Origin of the sequence: Marinobacter sp. UBA3604 (genome assembly GCF_002375325.1) — a bacterium.
Taxonomy (GTDB): domain Bacteria; phylum Pseudomonadota; class Gammaproteobacteria; order Pseudomonadales; family Oleiphilaceae; genus Marinobacter; species Marinobacter salarius.
Genome location: NZ_DFMB01000021.1, coordinates 18,449 through 37,582, shown reverse-complemented (window position 1 = coordinate 37,582; position 19,134 = coordinate 18,449). Strand labels below are relative to the sequence as shown.

At 57.5% G+C, this 19,134-nt stretch carries 19 protein-coding genes; 6 read left to right on the top strand and 13 right to left on the bottom strand.

What is annotated here, in order from left to right; genetic code table 11:
* Positions 1-39: 39 nt before the first annotated feature.
* The 5 genes from B2590_RS06120 to B2590_RS06100 all read right to left on the bottom strand — a co-directional run bounded on the left by B2590_RS06120 (position 40) and on the right by B2590_RS06100 (position 4,306).
* Positions 40-1,938, bottom strand: a complete 1,899-nt coding sequence (locus B2590_RS06120) for a flagellar hook protein FlgE (protein WP_127401095.1) — start codon at positions 1,936-1,938, stop codon at positions 40-42.
* Between the two features lie 27 nt (positions 1,939-1,965).
* The gene (locus B2590_RS06115) at positions 1,966-2,643 is read right to left on the bottom strand and encodes a flagellar hook assembly protein FlgD (protein WP_036208198.1); all 678 of its coding nucleotides are present in this window, start codon (positions 2,641-2,643) and stop codon (positions 1,966-1,968) included.
* Positions 2,644-2,661: 18 nt separating this feature from the next.
* Positions 2,662-3,111, bottom strand: a complete 450-nt coding sequence (flgC, locus tag B2590_RS06110; protein WP_036208201.1) for a flagellar basal body rod protein FlgC — start codon at positions 3,109-3,111, stop codon at positions 2,662-2,664.
* Positions 3,112-3,145: 34 nt separating this feature from the next.
* Positions 3,146-3,544: a flagellar basal body rod protein FlgB gene (gene flgB / locus B2590_RS06105; protein WP_036208203.1), complete on the bottom strand. Its 399-nt coding sequence runs from the start codon at positions 3,542-3,544 to the stop codon at positions 3,146-3,148.
* 204 nt (positions 3,545-3,748) lie between these two features.
* Positions 3,749-4,306, bottom strand: a complete 558-nt coding sequence (locus B2590_RS06100) for a nitroreductase family protein (RefSeq protein ID WP_075196861.1) — start codon at positions 4,304-4,306, stop codon at positions 3,749-3,751.
* 158 nt (positions 4,307-4,464) lie between these two features.
* Between B2590_RS06100 and B2590_RS06095 the strand changes: the two genes are divergently transcribed.
* Both B2590_RS06095 and B2590_RS06090 read left to right on the top strand, forming a co-directional pair.
* Positions 4,465-4,776, top strand: a complete 312-nt coding sequence (locus B2590_RS06095) for a DUF962 domain-containing protein (protein ID WP_036208209.1) — start codon at positions 4,465-4,467, stop codon at positions 4,774-4,776.
* On the top strand, positions 4,777-6,213 hold the full coding sequence (locus B2590_RS06090; protein WP_075196862.1) for an adenylate/guanylate cyclase domain-containing protein: 1,437 nt from the start codon (positions 4,777-4,779) through the stop codon (positions 6,211-6,213).
* A gap of 18 nt (positions 6,214-6,231) precedes the next feature.
* Here the strand turns inward: B2590_RS06090 and queF are convergent, their stop codons facing one another.
* The 3 genes from queF to B2590_RS06075 are packed head-to-tail and all read right to left on the bottom strand — an operon-like array spanning position 6,232 to position 8,790.
* A complete protein-coding gene (queF, locus tag B2590_RS06085; protein WP_036208215.1) occupies positions 6,232-7,050 on the bottom strand; it encodes an NADPH-dependent 7-cyano-7-deazaguanine reductase QueF in 819 nt (272 codons plus the stop codon).
* A gap of 22 nt (positions 7,051-7,072) precedes the next feature.
* Positions 7,073-7,846, bottom strand: a complete 774-nt coding sequence (locus B2590_RS06080) for an ABC transporter permease (RefSeq protein ID WP_036208218.1) — start codon at positions 7,844-7,846, stop codon at positions 7,073-7,075.
* Positions 7,843-8,790 carry an ABC transporter ATP-binding protein gene (locus tag B2590_RS06075; RefSeq protein WP_036208221.1) on the bottom strand — a complete coding sequence of 316 codons (948 nt, stop codon included), beginning with the start codon at positions 8,788-8,790 and terminating at the stop codon, positions 7,843-7,845. The genes B2590_RS06080 and B2590_RS06075 overlap by 4 nt, the downstream gene beginning before the upstream one ends.
* 386 nt (positions 8,791-9,176) lie before the next feature.
* On the opposite strand from B2590_RS06075, the gene B2590_RS06070 reads away from it, so the two are divergent.
* The gene (locus tag B2590_RS06070; RefSeq protein WP_127402376.1) at positions 9,177-10,184 is read left to right on the top strand and encodes an organic solvent ABC transporter permease; all 1,008 of its coding nucleotides are present in this window, start codon (positions 9,177-9,179) and stop codon (positions 10,182-10,184) included.
* Between the two features lie 22 nt (positions 10,185-10,206).
* On the opposite strand, the gene B2590_RS06065 is transcribed toward B2590_RS06070, so the two are convergent.
* From B2590_RS06065 to B2590_RS06055, 3 genes are all read right to left on the bottom strand, one after another.
* Positions 10,207-11,514, bottom strand: a complete 1,308-nt coding sequence (locus B2590_RS06065) for an HD-GYP domain-containing protein (RefSeq protein ID WP_041333177.1) — start codon at positions 11,512-11,514, stop codon at positions 10,207-10,209.
* A 181-nt stretch (positions 11,515-11,695) separates the two neighbouring features.
* The gene (locus tag B2590_RS06060) at positions 11,696-12,295 is read right to left on the bottom strand and encodes a hypothetical protein (RefSeq protein ID WP_036208231.1); all 600 of its coding nucleotides are present in this window, start codon (positions 12,293-12,295) and stop codon (positions 11,696-11,698) included.
* A 15-nt stretch (positions 12,296-12,310) separates the two neighbouring features.
* A complete protein-coding gene (locus B2590_RS06055; RefSeq protein ID WP_036208246.1) occupies positions 12,311-12,583 on the bottom strand; it encodes a PilZ domain-containing protein in 273 nt (90 codons plus the stop codon).
* A gap of 196 nt (positions 12,584-12,779) precedes the next feature.
* On the opposite strand from B2590_RS06055, the gene B2590_RS06050 reads away from it, so the two are divergent.
* Positions 12,780-13,793: a Fe(3+) ABC transporter substrate-binding protein gene (locus tag B2590_RS06050; protein ID WP_036208249.1), complete on the top strand. Its 1,014-nt coding sequence runs from the start codon at positions 12,780-12,782 to the stop codon at positions 13,791-13,793.
* Positions 13,794-13,881: 88 nt separating this feature from the next.
* Positions 13,882-15,564 (top strand): ABC transporter permease, encoded by a 1,683-nt coding sequence (locus B2590_RS06045; protein WP_091642017.1) that lies wholly within the window; start codon positions 13,882-13,884, stop codon positions 15,562-15,564.
* A gap of 36 nt (positions 15,565-15,600) precedes the next feature.
* Here B2590_RS06045 and B2590_RS06040 read toward each other — a convergent pair whose 3' ends face one another.
* Both B2590_RS06040 and B2590_RS06035 read right to left on the bottom strand, forming a co-directional pair.
* Positions 15,601-16,086, bottom strand: a complete 486-nt coding sequence (locus tag B2590_RS06040) for a YiiD C-terminal domain-containing protein (RefSeq protein WP_127401093.1) — start codon at positions 16,084-16,086, stop codon at positions 15,601-15,603.
* Positions 16,087-16,158: 72 nt separating this feature from the next.
* The gene (locus tag B2590_RS06035; RefSeq protein ID WP_286811986.1) at positions 16,159-17,826 is read right to left on the bottom strand and encodes an AMP-binding protein; all 1,668 of its coding nucleotides are present in this window, start codon (positions 17,824-17,826) and stop codon (positions 16,159-16,161) included.
* Positions 17,827-18,142: 316 nt separating this feature from the next.
* On the opposite strand from B2590_RS06035, the gene B2590_RS06030 reads away from it, so the two are divergent.
* Positions 18,143-19,129: an ABC transporter substrate-binding protein gene (locus B2590_RS06030; RefSeq protein WP_286847908.1), complete on the top strand. Its 987-nt coding sequence runs from the start codon at positions 18,143-18,145 to the stop codon at positions 19,127-19,129.
* Positions 19,130-19,134 lie beyond the last annotated feature (5 nt).

Below are 19,134 nucleotides of genomic sequence, written 5' to 3'. Positions count from 1 at the left end.
ATGTTCAAGCAGGAGTTGTGCCATGTTCACATTTTAGAACTAGCGGAGGTTGATGATGGTCTGGGTAACCGCATCGGAAGTCTCAATCGTCTTGGCGTTGGCCTGGTAGTTCCGCTGGGCAATGATCAGGTTTACCAGTTCCGCCGACAGGTCCACGTTGGACTCCTCAATGGAGCTGGCCTTGATCGCCCCCAGGGTTCCGGTATCAGGCGCACCAATAATCGGCTGGCCGGACTCGAAGGTTTCAACCCAAGAGGTTTCGCCCACCGGCGACAGACCGTTGGTATTGTTGAACGAAGCCAACGCGACCTGGCCCAGGGACTGGGATTGACCATTGGTGTACCGGGCAAACAGAACACCCTGGTCCGACACATCCAGACCCGACAGCCTACCGGTGGCATAGCCGTTCTGACGCTGGTCGTTTACCCCAAAGTTGCTGCCGTACTGGGTGGTATTGCCAAGGTCCAGCACAAAGGCCGAGGTGGTCGGAGGCTCTGGAATGGGCGTGGTGATATTTTCACCCGGCCCCGGAGGGCCATCTGCGCCGTTCGGAGTGCCGTCGGCATCCTTCGGCGTCCAGTCGCTGATCAGAATCTCGCCATTGGGGTCACCGTTCACCGATTGCAACTCCCCGTCCTGGTCAAAACGAGCCTGGTAGGGGTTCTGATCGGTTCCGGCCACGAATTCACCGTCGATCTGCAGGTATACGGACCATTCACTCACACCCACACCATTACCTGGGGCCGGTTGCTTCACGTAGAACTGGGTCATCTCGTGAGAGTTACCCAGGCTGTCGTAAACGGTGGTCGATGTTGCGTGGTTGTAAGTACGCTGATCCAGTGGATTGAACTGGTTGGTAATCTCAATGTTGCGTGCGTTCCATGAATCCGTGAGGTTCGTGGCGCCGCTGGTTGACGCAATATCGGTAATCTCCCGATCGGCCTGCGGCCTCACCGTGCCAACGGTTGTCTCCGGTGCCGGGTTCGGGCCGTCGCTGGTAAAACCGGCGGTGACGTTGTTGCCACGGTTGTCGATCAGCCTCAGGTTACCGCCTGTGAGCGACGCCGAGATCGTCGGCGCCTGGGCGTTGTTAATTGCAGTGACCAGCGAAGCCGCATCGGTCACACCTGTCGTATCAACGGGCACAGTGACCCCGCCTACCGCAAGGTCAAAGCTGAAGTTGCCAGCCGCAATGGCGGCGTTCAAGTCCGCCTCGGACATCCCCTCATAGGTGGTGGTCGCGGAGGCAGAGAGACCGTCCTGCCCATTGAGCACATCCACAACGTCAGCCGCTGAGAAATCAGTCGATCCCGCCGCGTTGATGGGCACGCTAACCACGCTGCCATCTGCGTAGGTGATTTCGAAGGTTTCAGACGGAAAACCGGTGGAGCCGGCGGGCGCCGTGTAATCACCCATATCGGCAACTCGGCGTTCCAACACGGTTTCCCGGGAATCCAGGTTCAGGTCCGAGCGTAGATTCGTGGTCCGACGAGGCGCCAGATTATCGGTTTCAACCTGCAGGTCACCACGAATACCGGAAAGGTTACCGTCTTCATCGGCAACGAAGCCCTGAACCCGCATGTTCTGGTTATTGGTGACAAACCCGTCTTTGTCGACACCGAACTGGCCGGCACGGGAATACCGCACCTCACCGCCATTATTCAGCACAAAGAAACCGTCACCGTTGATGGCAAGGTCCAGGCCGTTGTCGGTGAAACTGATATTGCCCTGCCCAAAATTCTGCTTCACGTCCTGCACCCGCACACCGTCCCCAATCGGATTGGTGCCGGCACTCAGGAAACCACTAGCGTACAGGTCGCCAAACTGCGCCTGACTGCTCTTGAAACCTACTGTGCTCGCATTGGCAATGTTGTTACCGGTGACATCCAGATCAACCGATGACGCCCTTAAACCGCTAAGACCTGTGTTAAAACCCATACTCCACCTCTTACTGTTTCACCGGTATCAATTAATCTGCTGAACATCTTGCAGCGCGATGGAGCCCATGCCGGCCAGGTTCAGAGTAATGCTGCCACCCTGCCCCAGCGACACACTGTCGACATTGGCGCTGACCATGGTGCCGAGTTGCTCAAGCCCGCCGGGGTACGAGGCTTCTGCGACCACCTTGTAGCGTCCGGGTGGCAAACTGTTGCCGTTGCCATCCTTGCCGTCCCAGCTGAACGCTGTCTGGCCAGGCTGCTGCTCACCCATATCAATCTGCCGGACCTGCTCACCGGACTCATTCTCAATGGTGATTCTCAGCCCGGATGTGGTTGCCGGAACGGAAACGTTGCCGGATATTTCACCGTCCGCGCCAAGCACGCCAATGGATGAAGGTGCCAAGACCGTACGCCCGACCATTGCAGAGGCCTGCAGTGCCTGGGTGGAGCGGAACTGGCTGGCCATATCGTCGACACTGCCGGACAGGCTCTGCATTTCCTCCAGGGAGCTGAACTGCGCCAGCTGAGAGATGAATTCGCCGTTGTCCTGAGGTTCGAGAGGGTTCTGGTTTTTGAGCTGAGCGATCATCAATTCCATGAACTCGTTCTTGCCCAGCTCACTTCCGCTCTTGGCCTGATCCTGCTGCACTCGATACTGGCTCAGCACATCCGAAGCGTCTGTCGTGTTATTCACTACGCTCATGATTCAATCCTCGCTCGGTTACTGCTGACCCAGGGTCAGGATACGCTGCATCATGGATTTGGCGCTGTTCATAATGTCCACATTCATCTGGAAGCTGCGCGACGACGACATCATGTCCGCCATTTCTTCAACCACGTTGACGTTGGGGTAGAACACGTACCCATCCTCGTTCGCGGCGGGATGATCAGGCTCGTAGCGCATCTGCAACTCGGCGTCACTCTCGACGATGCCTTCAACCCGAACGCCTGCCCCCGGGCCGTTGTCGCTGCCAAACGCCATGCTCTGCTGAGACGGATTCAGCATGGACTGCTGTATCGCCGCGAAAACAGGCTTGCGGGCGCGATAGGTCTGATCCGTACTGGAACTGGCCGTCTCGGCATTGGCGATGTTGGACGCAGTGGTGTTCAGCCGCAGCGACTGGGCTGTCATACCGGAACCGGCGATGTCGAAAATGTTACCCAGAGACATGATGGTGCTCCTCAATTAATGGCTGCGCCCAGTTTTACTGGCCAGAGAGTGCCTTTTTGATGCCTGAAACCTTTCCGTCCAGGAACTGGAAACTGGCCTGGTAATCCATGGCATTACGCATGAAACGGGTTTGCTCCTGCTGGGCATCCACCGTGTTGCCGTCCACGGACGGCTGGTGCGGTACCCGATAGAGCAATTCGCTGTCCGCGCCCATGGGCGAGGTGTCCATATGGGACTCGTGGGTACGGGTCATGCCGAAACCACTCATGCTGTCCTGGGCCTTCTGCATCATCGCCTGAAAGTCCACATCCCGCGCCTTGTAGCCCGGGGTATCTGCGTTGGCGAGGTTGTTGGCCAACACCTCCGCACGCTTTACCCTGCCTTCCAGGGCGTGCTGATGAATGCCTAATGCTTTGTCCAGGGAAATTGCCATAGTGCCTCCGATTCCTGCACACGGCGTTGGTCGTTTTGCCGTTTGTGCGTTCTTGCAGAGGTAAAAGCAATCGCGATGCCAGTTTTCAGGAGGTGTTGCGGTGTGCGGGCTGAGGCAGGTATCGGCTTATCCGAATCGTAAATTGAGGGCGGAAAGCGGCAAGGGATTTCCCCCGCGCCGGGGGCGGGGGCAACGGGGCGGCAACTAGTGGGGCCAGCGCCTGACAAACTCTTTGGGTTCAGGCCTGGGTATGCTGGGCTTGTGCGCACTGACACTGCCGGTATACAGGAACCCGGTTATGATCTCATTGTCCTGCAGCCCCAAGCCTCGCTTGATAGCTGGATCGTGCGCCATGGCACCGGTACGCCACATGCCTCCAAACCCGGCGGACTCCAGAGCCAACAACAAATACCCCATCCCCACCGCGGCCGACATGGACTGCTCGATCTCCGGCACTTTGGGATGGGACTGGTAAGACGCAACGCCAACGATCACCATAGGCGCCCGCAGTGCCTTCTTGCAGCGTTTTTCCCGCTCCTTTTCCGAGGCGCCGTCGCCACAGGTGGCGGCAAACAATTCACCCAGGGCGTTCAATGCCTCGTCTCCCTCAATAATCAGGTACCGCCAGGGCCTCAGCAACGCATGGTCCGGCGCCCTCGCGGCGCAGGCAAAGGCATTTTCAAGCGTTGCCGGGTCCGGTGCTGGCGCCTCCAGGCGTGGCTCTGAAGATCGTTTTAACAGGGCTTCCATTACTGCTGTCATATCGCCTCGCTGTGGTTGATTTCAATACGTCAGTTCGGGCCAAACGACCGTATGAATTGTGGGACAGATGGTTTACTGTTAGTCTTTAGTCTAAGTACTTTCCACTATCAGACAGTACTATCTACCTTAAAAACGATAAGCGAGCCGGTAGACGCCCTATGAGCCAACAGCAAACATTCCGCAATTTCGCGGACTTCTATCCGTACTACCTTGAAGAACATAGCGATGTAAACTGCCGCAGGCTTCACTTCGTCGGCAGCCTACTGGTTATCCTCGTTACACTCTACGCCATTGTAACGGCCAAGTTCCTCTATCTGTTGCTCCTGCCCGTCATCGGCTACGGGTTTGCCTGGGTTGGCCACTATGGCTTCGAGAAAAACCGACCTGCCACCTTCAAACACCCACTGTACAGCCTGATGGGCGATTGGGTGATGTTCAGAGATATGCTCGTCGGGCGGATCCGTTTCTGAATGATGAGCGCACCGATTGACCTGCGTAACGCCAGTACCAGTGCCAGCAAGGCCGCCGTGCTTGACGCGCAGAACCATCCGATTGCCATCCCGCCCATGCCGGATTACAACGGCAGGATACTGGCGTATACGGCGACTGCCGGCATTATTGTGTCAGGCGTACTGCAAGACGTCTTCGGCCTGTGGATGCTGTGGCTGCTTTCAGGCGCCCTGACCTGGCCACACATTGCCCATCAACTTACCCGGCGAACGTTTCTCCGTAACTCATCCCGTATTCGCCAGAAAATGCTGTTAACGGATTGCGCCATCGGGGGTGGATTCGTCGGCTGCATTGGATTGATTGCGATACCCTCGGTCGCCGTGGCACTGATGCTGATGTTTAGTTGCCTGATTGTGGGCGGCATCCGCCAGTGGCTGCTAGGCACCATGATCATGGCCGCCTGCGGCGCCATCGGCGTTGCCATCGTGGGCCCCGCCGAGTCACTGCAGTCGCCGATGATCACCAGCATTATCGCGATCAGTGCCACCGGCCTTTATATCTGTGTGACTGCGTTCTATTCCCACCAGCAGGCCCGCGCGCTGATGATGGCAAAAACCCAGATCCAGAATCAGCGGGAACAATCCATTGCCCTGTCCCACAAACTCTCCAAGTATCTGTCACCGCAGGTGTGGCAGTCCATCTTTACCGGTGAAAGAGACGTGCGGCTGGAAACACAACGCAAGAAATTGGCCGTCTTCTTCTCCGACATCAAGGGTTTTACAGAACTGTCCGAAGAGATGGAGCCGGAAGCACTGACGGAACTGCTGAACCACTACTTCAACGAAATGTCGGAAGTGGCCCTCAAATACGGCGGCACCATCGATAAGTTCGTTGGCGATTCCATCATGATTTTCTTCGGTGACCCCACCAGCCGGGGCCAGAAAGAAGACGCCTTCGCCTGCGTGTCCATGGCGGTGGAAATGCGTAAACACATGAAAATCATGCGGCAGAAATGGCGCAGCCAGGGTATCAAGACACCGCTGGAAATCCGCATGGGCATCAGCACAGGCTACACCACCGTTGGCAACTTCGGCGCCGAGAACCGCATGGACTACACCATCATCGGCAAGGAAGTGAACCTGGCCAGCCGCCTGGAATCCCTGGCTGAACCCGGTGAAATCCTGATCTCCTACGAAACCTTCTCGCTGATCAAGGACCGCATCATGTGCCGCGACAAGGGCGAGATCACGGTTAAAGGCTTCGGCCGCCCGGTCTCCATCTACGAAGTGGTGGATTTCCGCCGCGACATGGGCCCCAACCGCAGTTTCCTTGAGCACGAACGCAGCGGCTTTGCCATGTACCTGGATTCGGAAAAAATCACCGAACGGGAACGGGAGTCCATCCTGTCTGCGCTCGAGGATGCCGCTGAGCGACTGCGCCAGGAAGAGGATTCCTGACCGTTCCCGCCTTTACACCTACTGCCTGATCAACCGTGGCCCTACCGCCTCTTCCGGGTCGGTACTGCGCCAGGGGTTGATATCCAGACCACCCCTTCGCGTATAACGGGCGCACACCGACAGCTTCTGCGGCTGACAACGGGCCATCAGGTCGGTAAACATCGTTTCCACACAATGCTCATGAAAGTCCTGCTTCTGGCGAAAACTCACGATGTATTGCAGCAGCCCTGCCCGGTCCATCGCCGGGCCGGTGTAATCGATCAGCACCGTTGCCCAGTCCGGTTGGCCGGTGACGGGGCAATTGCTTTTCAGCAGGTGCGAACACAGTTTCTCCGACACCACATCACCCGTCGCCTGTAGGCTGTCCGGGTTGTAGTCGTAGCCCACGGATTCCACATCCTCGTCGTCGATCAGCACGAAGCCTTCCGGCCGACCGACCGCTCTCGCTCCCTGATCAACACTGTGCAGGTCTACATTGACCGCCGCACCGCTTGCGCTCGACAGGTCACGAGCAATCACATCCCGAACCTGATCGGCGGAGGAAAACACCGTCTGGTTCAGGGAATTCAGGTACAGCTTGAGAGACTTGGACTCAATAATCGACGGCGACGCCGAAGGCACCCGAATTTCCGCCCAGGCGACTGCGGGCACGCCCCCGGTGCGCAACCAGGAAATTTCCCAGGCCTGCCACAAGTCTTCCCCGAACCAGGGCCAGCGGCCATCCTCCAGGCCGATGCGGCGACGGTTTTCCTCCCGTGCCACGGGAAACAACAATTGCGGATCGTAGGCATCCGGGTAGTCGCTGGATTTGCCCAGCGGGGCATCATTAAGGGCCATGATCAATCCTGGGAAACGTTCATCAGTGACGTATGCCCTTACCGCGCGCCAACATGCGCAGGGAAATGGCAGACAGAATGGCAATAAACAGCAGAATCATACCAAGGGCGACGTAGGGATTAACATCCGACACGCCCAGAATACCGTAGCGGAAGGCATTCACCATGTAGAGTATCGGGTTGATCATCGACACCCCTTGCCAGAACCCCGGCAGCATGTCGATCGAGTAGAACACCCCGCCCAGGTAAGTCAGCGGTGTCAGAACAAAGGTCGGCACAATGGAAATATCATCAAACTTGGTCGCCAGCATGGCATTGATGAAACCACCTAACGAAAACAGCGCCGATGTCAGGAACACCGTCAGGATCACCATCGGCAGATGATGGATCGACAACTGCGTAAAGCCCAGTGACAGCAGCGTTACGATCAACCCAATGCCCAATCCCCGGGACATACCACCTGTTACATAGCCGGCGAGGATCACCCAGTTGGGCACAGGTGACACCAGCAACTCCTCAATGCTGCGCTGGAACTTCATGGAGAAAAACGACGACACCACGTTGGCGTAGGAACTGGTGATCACCGACATCATGATCAGCCCTGGAACAATGAACGCCATATAATCGAAGCCGCCCATCACCCCGATGCGCGAGCCAATGAGGTTGCCGAAAATAATAAAGTACAGCGTCATGGTGACCGCCGGTGGCAACAGGGTTTGTGGCCATATCCGCATGAAGCGACGGATTTCACGGGTGACGATGGTTTTATACGCGGTCAGCATCGCATCCGTTCTCATGCGGTTTCTCCCTGGGTGGCGTTACGGGGGTTGTTGTCCTCAACCATGCGGATAAACAGCTCTTCGAGTCGGTTGGCTTTGGTGCGCATGCTGACCACGCGAACGCCCTGCTCTTCCAGCTGGATGAACATGCCGTTCAGACTCTGGCCCTTTTCCACATCCACCACCAGGGCACCCTCGTCATCCATGTGACTGAAGAAACCGTCGAGCACCGGTGCTTCCGTCAACGGCTCGGCGGTGTCCAGCACAAAGGTTTCAGAGCTCAACTGCTGCAACAACGCTCGCTTGCTGGTGTGACGCAGGATCTTGCCGTGGTCGATGATGGCAATATTGCGGCACAGGGCTTCCGCTTCCTCCAGGTAGTGGGTGGTCAGGATGATGGTGGTGCCCTGTCGGTTCATCTCTTCCAGGAACGTCCACATGGAGCGGCGCAACTCGATATCCACCCCGGCCGTGGGCTCATCCAGAATTAGCAGCTTGGGTTCATGCACCAGCGCCCGGGCAATCATCAGCCGCCGCTTCATGCCCCCCGACAGCATCATGGCCGGCGTATTGCGCTTATCCCAGAGCCCAAGCTGGCGCAGGTACTTTTCTGCGGACTCCGATGCCTTCTTCAGAGGAATACCGTAATAGCCCGCCTGGGTGGTCACAATGTCGAACACCTTCTCAAACTGGTTAAAGTTGAACTCCTGGGGCACAACACCCAGGTTCAGTTTGGCGTCCGATAGATGGGTGTCGATGTCAGATCCGAATACGCGAACCTTGCCCGCGCTTTTATTCACCAGTGAGCAAACAATGCCAAGGGTGGTGGACTTCCCCGCCCCGTTGGGTCCTAGCAAGGCAAAAAAGTCACCTTCGGCGACATGCAGGTCAATCCCTTTCAGGGCCTGGAAGCCGTCGCCATAGGTCTTGACCAGACCTTCGATTTCAAGTGCGTTGGTCATAGTGAATCCAGAGCTGCAGGGGCCACCGACAATGCTGCTGCCGCGCCCAATAGTGGAATAGAAAAAACAAAAGCTATAACTGGAGGCCCGGAAAGTGAAATTCAAGTAGTTCGGCGCAATCCCGCTACACCGACTAAAACCCCAAACTGCGACAGGTTTCCCGATATGGCACCAGTGCCGTCCTTATAATGCCGGTTACAACAACTTACAAAAGGTCTTGCACCACCGACCGAACGCCAGGGAATGTACGCGCCACCATGAGATCCGTTCACTTCACATCTGCATTACCGTCTCTGATTTGCCCGCTCGCATTAACGGTCCTACTGGCCGGGTGCTTCGGTGGCGACGGCAGCGGCGGAGATGACGGTTCACGCACGGGGCAGCTCATGCCGGCGGGTATCACCGGGCTTACCTATTCCACAGCCAGCCGCAACGGCACCACTGACGCCAACGGACGCTTCAACTACTACCCCGGCGAACGGATCAGCCTTCGCGTCGGCAACCTGCAACTGGCGGATGGGATTCCCGCGCGGTCCATTGTCACCCCTCTGGAATTCTTCCCGGACCTGCGAACTGCGCTGGAGATACCAGGCACCACCGACGAAGGACTGCAGAACCACCGACTGACAGAACAGCAACTGATCCAGGATGAAGTTACCCTGATCAACATGACGCGGTTTCTACTGGCGCTCAACTGGAGCCTGAACCTCTCCAATGGCCAGGGCATCGACATACGGGAGCGGGTTATTACGCAACTGAATGCCGCGCTACCCGACCTGGACGCGCCGATCGACTTCAATGTTCCTGAAAGCGACTTCGCCGAAGGCGGCAACTCGCCGTCTCCCGCCAACCAGTTGCTGCAAAGCATCTGCTTCTACCCAGCCGACGATGAGCTTTGTGAAGACCCACCCACCGAAGAGGAAATCGCCAACGCGGACCCTCGCCCGGACGAAGAAGAGGACCGTGACGAAGACGTCGAGTATCGGGAGGACCTGCAAAGCAAGCGCGATCGCATCCTCAACGCCGTTCGCAGCCTGGAGGATGTGGATGTCGAGGACGCCGAGGGTTATCTCACGCGGGAACTGGACACCATCAGCACCCAACTGTCCAACCGTTATTACCTGGACGATTATGTGGCGGAATTCCCCGCTTCGGACACCGCCATCAAAACCGTGCGGGTACGCAAGATAGCCGATCAGCCGCAACTGGATACCATCGAAGCCATCAGCACCCGCGATCAGGATGTGGTGGTGCACTCTTTCGATTGGCAGTCAGCGTCTGTGGAGTATTTTGTTGCGGGTGAATCCGGAGGAGAATCCGAGCTGTTGGTGAACTTCCGCCCCGAAGGTACCTACCGATGGGTGAAGAAACAGCTCAGGGTACTTATTCAATAATTGCTCGATAACCCGAGCCGTATCAGGCGCCGACAATGCGTGACAGGTTCCAGCGGGACTCCGCACCAGTCACGTCGTAGTGCTCCGGGTTCAACCCTTCCGTGCCATGGGGCAGGCACTCGGCCACTGTCAGAGTGTCATGCGCGCCACGCCCTTCATTGTATTTTGCAAGGTCCACGATCCGGGCGGACTTCAACGGCCGGTGATAGCAGTCCGTCATCACCATAACCTTCGGCCACAACCGACGCTCCGGCGCATGGGAAACCACAATACCGCGCTGGCCATCGTTAAGCTCAACCAGGCTGCCGGTGGGGTAAATGCCAATGGCCTGGATAAACTGCTCTACCAGGTCCTCCTGGAATTCAATGTTGCGCATTTCATACAACAGCGTCACCGCGCGGGCCGGCGTCATGGGCTCCGCCGAAGTCCGCGGGCCAATCAGTGTCTCGAAATATTCCGACAGCCCCGCCACCTTGGCCAGCAGTGGAATCCGGTCGCCTCGGACACCTTCCGGGAAACCGGATCCGTTATGCCGTTCGCGGTGGCCCTGCACAACACTGAGAACCGCACGAGATAAACCGCTGTCCGCAAGCTTCGCAACACCGCGCTCTACGTAAGTGCGGTACACGGAGAAGTCCTCGGAATCCAGCTTGCCCTCATTGGCAAGAATGCGGGCTGGAAGGTCCAGCTTGCCAACCTGAGACAGCAGGCAGCCCAGCCCAAGGTGATTGAGAAGGCCTTCATTCAGGCCCAACTGACGGCCACAGACCAGTGCCCATACTGCCGTATTCAGGGAGTGCCGATACGTATAGTTGTCATGGTGACGGGTGCGGCTGAGCCACAGCATGGCATCGGGATTGCGAACAACGCTGGAAACCATTTTCTGGGTGACGACAGCCACCCCCCTAAGGTCCGGCGTTTCATGCTGACGAATGGCCTCGAAAACCTGATTCAGCGACGCTTCCGCATCGATCATCAGCTTCTTGGACACCTTCAGTTCTCTGCGCATGGTCGTTACGGAGTCGTACTTGACCGGCTCCTTGATATTGAGAGGCGGCAACTGTACCGAATCTCGCTCATGCCCTGAGCGTTTGCTCGGGCGCCTGAAGATGCGTTTTCCGGGTTTGCTCTGATCGATGGCCTCGCGAACCTCGGCCTCATCGATAATCACCCACTTGCAGTGAGTAACCAGCGAACGCACATCGTTCTGGGAGCGGATGTGAAAGCCCTGGATGGGGAAAGGCGTCTGATGCCACGGGCGATCGAGATCGGACACAAACATGCCAATCTCCAGATCGTGTACAGCAATTTTCTTTTGACGGACTCCCACGGGACACCTCTAACACGTGCACGAATCGATAATCACTATTGTGACGCCCGCTCAGAAAGAGTCCATTACATTTATGTAGTGTGAAGTAACCGGAACGCGACAGGGAGTAACCGAAACTATCATCAGGAAACAAAATGTAGCAACGTGACACCATTCACATTACTGACAGGTCGCTGCCCTTCTATTCGTCGTCACAAACCGAATCATCCAGTTCCGGCGGCCGGGCGTGAAGTGATCCACGGGGGGATTTGCGGCTATAGATAGTGTAAGGCACCGTTGAAGCCCGGATATAGTCGATGTTGTCGGCATCATCGCCACTACCCCGAACGGTCTTGACCGGCTCACAGGACACCAGCAGATCCAGTGACGAACCAATATCGGTGACGCGTGCCGCCGGATCGTCCGCATTTATCGTCATGCAGCGCTTGCCAGCTGCCGACGCGCCCGTGCGGGCAACACGGTCCAGCCCTTCGTTACCGCAGGCCCGGATACCCTCCCCGCAGGATTGGTTGGCGGAGTCTTCATGGCTGTCATCCACCAGACGCCATTCACGGGCGCTGCATTGGGTTTCGACGGTAATGGGTGTGGACCGGTTATCCGCCACCCACCAGCCGGGGTATTCGGCAGTCTGCCACGTCAATTTTACCTGGCGATCTTCGCCAGCCGAATTCTCAGCGGGAAACACCGCGTAGTGGGTGTAATAGGATGCGCACCCACTCAGGACAAATGGCAGAACGGCGACGATAAGCCGCATAGGGAAGAAAGATCTGTTGAATATCATTCAGGTGAGCACCGTCTATTGATCCGCAAACTGTAGACCAAAACCGTCGTTGGTCTTACGTACCACCACCATATCCAGCACGGGAGCAGGCACCGGAAGGCCCTGCACCTGAACCTGAACACTGTCACCGATCGACGGTGCGAAGGGTTCGGTGTCGACAACAATAAAAACGCCGCCATCGGAAATGTCCCTGGTTGAGAACACGAATTCACCAAGTTCTTCATGGGTAACCCGAACCTTCGCACTCATTGCTGTGCGACCGTGCACTCTTCGATCATTCCCAACCATAGTCTGTATGCCCACCACTTTTTACATAGTTTTTATAGTCTTCCGAAGCATAACACCATTTCCGAGATAAGTTGGCAACGGTGTATTGACACTCAGCGCAACACAAATAAGAATAGTTGGCATTGTTAACTACCATTACGTCTCACTACACGTATAAAGATCACCCCTTACCCAAAACCATAAAGGAATACCTACCATGAAAATGAAACTTGCGGCGACTGCCATCGCAGCAGCCTGCGCGCTGCCCCTGCAGGCCAGCGCTGACGGCGAGGTCAACATCTACTCCTACCGCCAGGCTTACCTGCTGGAACCGCTGCTGAATGCATTCCAGGAAGAAACCGGGATCGAAACCAACGTCGTCTTCGCCAAGAAAGGCCTGGCAGAGCGACTGGAGCGTGAAGGACGCAACAGCCCCGCGGACCTGGTGATGACGGTGGATATCTCCCGCATCAACGAGCTGGTTGAGCGCGACCTCGTTGAAGGCATTGAAAACGAAACTCTGCAGAGCAACATCCCGCAGAACCTTCGTCATCCTGACGGCAAGTGGTTCGCCCTCACCACCCGCGGCCGGCTGATCTATGCCTCAAAGGAACGTGTTGAAGAAGGCGAGATCACGACCTACGAGCAACTGGCGGATGAAAAGTGGGATGACCGCATCTGTACCCGCAGCGGCAAGCACCCTTACAACATTGCCCTGTTCTCCTCCATGATCGCCCACCATGGCGAAGAAGCCACTGAAGAGTGGCTGGAAGGCCTGAAAGACAACCTGGCACGCAAGCCCCAGGGCGGTGACCGTGACCAGATCAAGGCCATCCATGCCGGCGAGTGCGACATTGCCATCGGTAACAGTTATTACTACGGCAACATGCTGAACGACGAGAACCAGCGCGAGGCCGCCGAGTCCGTACGTCTGGTATTCCCCAACGCGGCTGGCCGTGGCACTCACATCAACATCAGCGGTATCGCCCTGACCAAAAGTGCGCCCAACCGTGACAACGCCATCCGCCTGATGGAGTTCCTGTCAGAGCCCAAGGCACAGCAGATTTACGCCGAGGCCAACACCGAATACCCGGCCAACCCCGACGTAAAGCCCTCCGGCATGGTGGCCGAATGGGGTGAGATTAACCCGGACGACCTGTCTCTCCAGGAAATCGCGGAAAACCGCAGCGCAGCGGTGAAGATGGTTGATCGCGTCGATTACGACAACTAAACCAGCCATGTATTGAAAAAGCCGGGACTCAGGTCCCGGCTTTTTTGTACAATCCGCACCCTATTCCCAATTCACCCAAAGGAAACCTATGTCCGAGGCCATTGAACAGACCGGGGCGAGATACCCCCTGCTGGCAAAACGGACCTCGAAACGCTGGCTGATCACCGCCGCAGTGACCACCGCCATCGTGGCGCTTCCGGTACTGTCGGTGCTTATCCTGGCGCTGTTTCCGGAAGAGAATATCTGGCCTCACCTGCTGGACACCACGCTTCCCCGCTATCTGGTTACCACACTCCAACTCATGGCCGGCGTGGCTTTCATCACGCTGGTTATCGGCCTCGCCAGCGCCTGGGCGGTCACTATGTGCGACTTTCCCGGTCGCAAGTTTTTTGAATGGGCCATGCTGCTACCCTTTGCGGTGCCTGCCTATGTCATTGCTTATGTCTATACCAGCCTTCTGGATTACGCCGGGCCGGTTCAGACCGCCATGCGGGACTGGTTTGGCTGGCACAACGCCGCCGACTACTGGTTCCCCGAAATCCGCAGCCTGGAAGGCGCCACCCTGATGATCGGCCTGGTGCTCTATCCCTATGTATACCTGCTGGCACGGGCCGCGTTCCTGGAGCAATCCCCTTCCCTGTTTGCGGTCAGCCGTAGCCTGGGGCATTCCGCCATCAGCACCTTCTTCCGGGTGGTGCTGCCGATTGCCCGGCCTGCCGTAGCGGTTGGCCTGTCGCTGGTATTGATGGAAACCCTGAACGACTTCGGTACGGTGGATTTCTTTGCGGTACAAACCCTGACCGCCGGCCTGTTCGACACCTGGATGAACCTGGGGAATCTGGGAGGCGCCGCGCAGATTGCCACCACCATGCTGGCCTTCGTCGTTATCCTGGTGACCCTGGAGCGCTATTCCCGGCGCAAACAGCAACAATTCGCAGCGCGGGACAACCGCGAGCCAATCCGCCGCTTTACCCTGTCACGCCCGCGCCAGTGGGTGTGCGTGGCCGTGTGCGCCGTACCAGTGATCTTCGGTTTCCTGCTGCCAGCCGCCACCCTTGGTCACTATGCCTGGGAGTACTTCGACGAAAGCTGGAACCCGGACTTCGTTCGCAACACGCTCAACAGCCTGTTTCTCTCGGGAACCGCCGCGCTGACCACGCTGATCATTGGCGTCACCCTCGCCTACAGCCGCCGCCTGCACGATACCCGGGGCATGCGCGTGATGATGCGGCTTTCCAGCCTGGGCTACGCCATGCCCGGGGCCGTGCTCGCAGTGGGCGTGATTGTGCCGCTAGCCGGTTTTGACAACTGGGTGGATGGCATCCTGAGGGACAACTTCGGGGTCAGCAGTGGGCTGCTGCTTAGTGGTACCGCCTTTGCGTTGGTGTTCGCCTATACCGTTCGCTTCCTGGCGGTCTCCGCTGGCAGTGTGGAAAGTGCCCTGCAGAAAATTACACCCAGTATGGACATGGCCTCCCGGTCCCTGGGCCATACACCGGGCAATACACTGCTGAAGGTTCACCTGCCGATGTTGCGGGGCACCCTGATTACAGCGGCGTTGGTGGTGTTCGTGGACTGTATGAAGGAGCTGCCGGCGACGTTAATCCTGCGGCCCTTTAATTTTGAAACCCTGGCCACCTACGTGTACCAGTTTGCCTCGGACGAGAAGCTCGCCCACAGCGCCCTGCCGGCATTGATTATCGTGCTGGCCGGCATCATTCCGATCATCCTCATGAGCAAGTCCATTTCCGACACCCGGGCCATTAGCTGACGTTCGCAGCCTTCAAGCGGCAGCCGGGAAGTCCGCTTAGATCACCGAACGGGAATGCGCGCCCTGAACCACAAAACGGCCCTGGAAAACCGCAACGGGTTCTCTGACGGGTTCCGTGGTGGGTTCGCCGCAGTACACTTCAGCAATCAGGGAAAGCCGGCCCTTGCCATGGCGGGCCAGGCTTTTTCGGAATCGGTCAGGGACTTCACCGCCGGGGAGGCGGCACAGGGCGAAGAAGTTCGTGTCTACCGGTTCAATGTGCTCAATTTCACCTACCTGGATCACCACCTTTCCGGCCAATCCCAAGTCGGTCAATACCAGCTCAACCAACCCCCAGGCGGAAATCACTGCAACCGAGTAGACACTCCCCCCGAAGCCGGTCCCCTGGTGGTTGTGGTTGGAGGCCAGCGGAGCACTGACCAACAACGCATGGCCGTCATAGGAAACCAGCTCCACACCCAATGCTTCCGAGAGCGGAATCATGTCATAAATGCGTTTCTGAAACCGGGCTAACTGAGTCATATTCCCTCCTGAATATGTCTTCAGTTTATGCCCGTTTCAGTGCTTTCCCTATGCGACTTACGTCGGTTTTCTCTACTGCCAGATGACCGGCTGACGTTTTGCGTACCAGGAGTCCACATTTTCCTGATACGCATCCTCCACCACATTACGCTTCAGCTTCAGTGTCGGGGTCAGGAAGCTGTTCTCGATGGACCATTCATCGCTGACCACGGTAATGAACGCCAGTTGCTCGTGAGGGTCCACGGTCTTGTTGACGTCCGTAATCAACTGCTTGAAGCTGGCCTCGATGTCCTTGCGGAATGCTTCATCAGCCATCTTCGGACGAATCTCCTCGCCCAGCATCACCAGCGCGTGGGGTTGCGTCTGGTTGGCCCCGGAGACACACACCATTTCGATGGCCTCGTGAGACATCAGGCGGTTCTCGATCGGTGCTGGGGCGATGTACTTACCCTTGCTGGTCTTGAAGATTTCCTTGATGCGGCCGGTCAACTTCAGGCGTCCCATCTCGTCGATTTCGCCTTTGTCGCCGGTTTTCAGGAAACCGTCCTCTGAGAACGTTTCGCGGGTTTTCTCTTCGTCCTTGTAGTACCCCATCATGGTGGCCGGGCTTTTCACCAGCACTTCGCCCTCGTCGCTGATCTTCATTTCCACGCCGGGCAGTGCTTCACCCACGTAGCCGGTGCGGGAACGGCCAGGCTTGTTCATGTGGGAATAGGCAAAGTTCTCGGACATGCCGTAGCCTTCCAGCAGTTCCAGCCCCAGGTTGCGGTACCAGTCCAGCACATCGTTGGAAAGAGGTGCGGAGCCACTGCCAGCCAGTTTGACCTTGTTCAGGCCCAGCCCTTTGAGCACCTTCTTCTTGATCACCTTGTTCAGCAGCGGAACCTTCAGCAGCTTTTCCAGCTTCTCCTTGGGCAACTTCTGAAGAACGCCGTGCTGGAACTTCACCCACAGGCGGGGCACTGACAGGAACAGCGTCGGCTGTGCCCGCTGCAGATCCTGGACAAAGGTATCCAGCGACTCGGCAAAGAACAGCTGGAAACCGGAGTACAGCGAGCCCAGCTCCACAAACGTGCGCTCGAAAACGTGCGCCAGCGGCAGGTAGGACAGCATGCGCTCTTCCGCACCAACGCCCAGCACCTGGGTGCCACCGGCGGCCGCAAATGCCATATTACGGAAACTCAGCATAACGCCCTTCGGCCGACCGGTGCTGCCAGAGGTGTACACAATGGTGGCCAGTTCATCCGCATCCCGCTGGGTGTTCTCTTCCAGTGGCGGGTACTTGCCCACAAGGTCGTCCCAGGTTTCAAAATTGTTGGGCGGGCTCAGTGGGTAGGAAATACAACGCACGGACTCCGGCACGCCGGACTTCATCTGGTCCCAGTCGTCCAGCTTACCGACAAACAGAACGTCGCATTCGCTGTGGTTAAGGATGTAGTTCACCGTATCCGCATTCAGGGTCGGGTACAGCGGCACGGAGATGTGTCCGGCCATCCAGATGGCCCAGTCCGACATGATCCACTGCGCGCAGTTCTTGGATATGATCCCGACCCGGCTCTTTTCCGGCAGGTTCAGGGATTTCAGGTACGAGGCCATCCGGCGAGCTTCATCCACCGCACGCTTCCAGGTGTATTCGACAACCTTGCCGTCGCCAATGGGCTGAGTCATGTACAGGGAATCCGCCTTGGCGTGTTCCCAGTGATAAACCATATCCAGGGGGAGTTTGTCAGTAGTGTCCATGGACCTTCCTTGCGTTGTGTTATTTTTGAGTTATCGGTGTTTTTATTATGTAAGGGCTGCACTGCATTAGACTTTAGTAGCCTATTTCACCACAGCCGTCACCGTCAAAACGTGACGGAACTAAAACTATTCCACTTCACATGTACTTTTGGCCGGCATACTGCCGCGCAGATCCCTGTAACGCGTAGCTCCCTGTAAAAGGTACCTTCGCTTACCCATCAATCCAATAGCCTGTGATAAACTCCCGCCCCATTATTAAACGCGCGTTCGATCTCCCGGCGCGCCAAACAGTCTGAACAGACCCGGAGACCGGTTTATGGCCAACAAGATTCTGCGCACGCTGATCGGCACCGCCCTGCTGGCAATGGCTGCCATTGCACCCGCCATTGCACAGAGCGACGAACAGCGGGTGGTCGCCATCACTCAGATTGTGGAGCATCCCGCTCTGGATGCCGTTCATCAGGGCGTACGGGACGAACTGGAAGCACAGGGATACAAGGACGGCGAACAGGTTCGCATCATGCACGAAAGCGCCCAGGGCAACGCCGCCATCGCGTCACAGATTGCCCGCAAATTCGTGGGTGAAGGCCCGGACGTGATCGTCGCCATCGCCACGCCGTCGGCACAGACCATGGCCGCCGCCGCTCGCCAGACTCCAGTGGTCTTCTCCGCAGTGACCGACCCGGTCGGCGCTAAACTGGTAAAAAGCCTGAAGGCTCCGGGTGCCAACATCACCGGCGTGACCGACATGCTGCCCATCGAACGCCACCTCGACCTCCTCGAGCGGGTGGTGCCAGACGCCAAACGCATCGGCACCGTTTACAACCCCGGCGAAGCCAACGCCGTGGCATTGGTGGAGTTGCTTGAAGAGCGCCTGCAGGCCCGTGACATGGAACTGGTTAAAGCCGCCGCCACCAAGACCTCGGAAGTGCTCGGTGCCGCCCGCTCCCTGGTAGGCAAAGCAGACGCCATCTACCTGACCACCGACAACACCGTGATCAGCGCCGTGGAAGCGGTCATCTCCGTGGGCGAGCGTGCCAGCATTCCGGTCTTCGCCGCTGACACCGCCACCGTCGGCCGTGGCGCCGTTGCTGCCCTTGGCTTCGACTACTACGACCACGGCCGCCAGACCGGCGCCATGGTGGCCCGCATCCTGGAAGGTGCCAACCCCGGTGACATGGATGTGGAATCCGTGGACACCCTGGAACTGTTCGTGAACCCCGCTGCCGCAGAGCGCATGGGCATTACCCTGTCCGACGACCTGATCAGCGACGCGAAAAAAGTCGTAAACAGCGACAAGTAACCCAC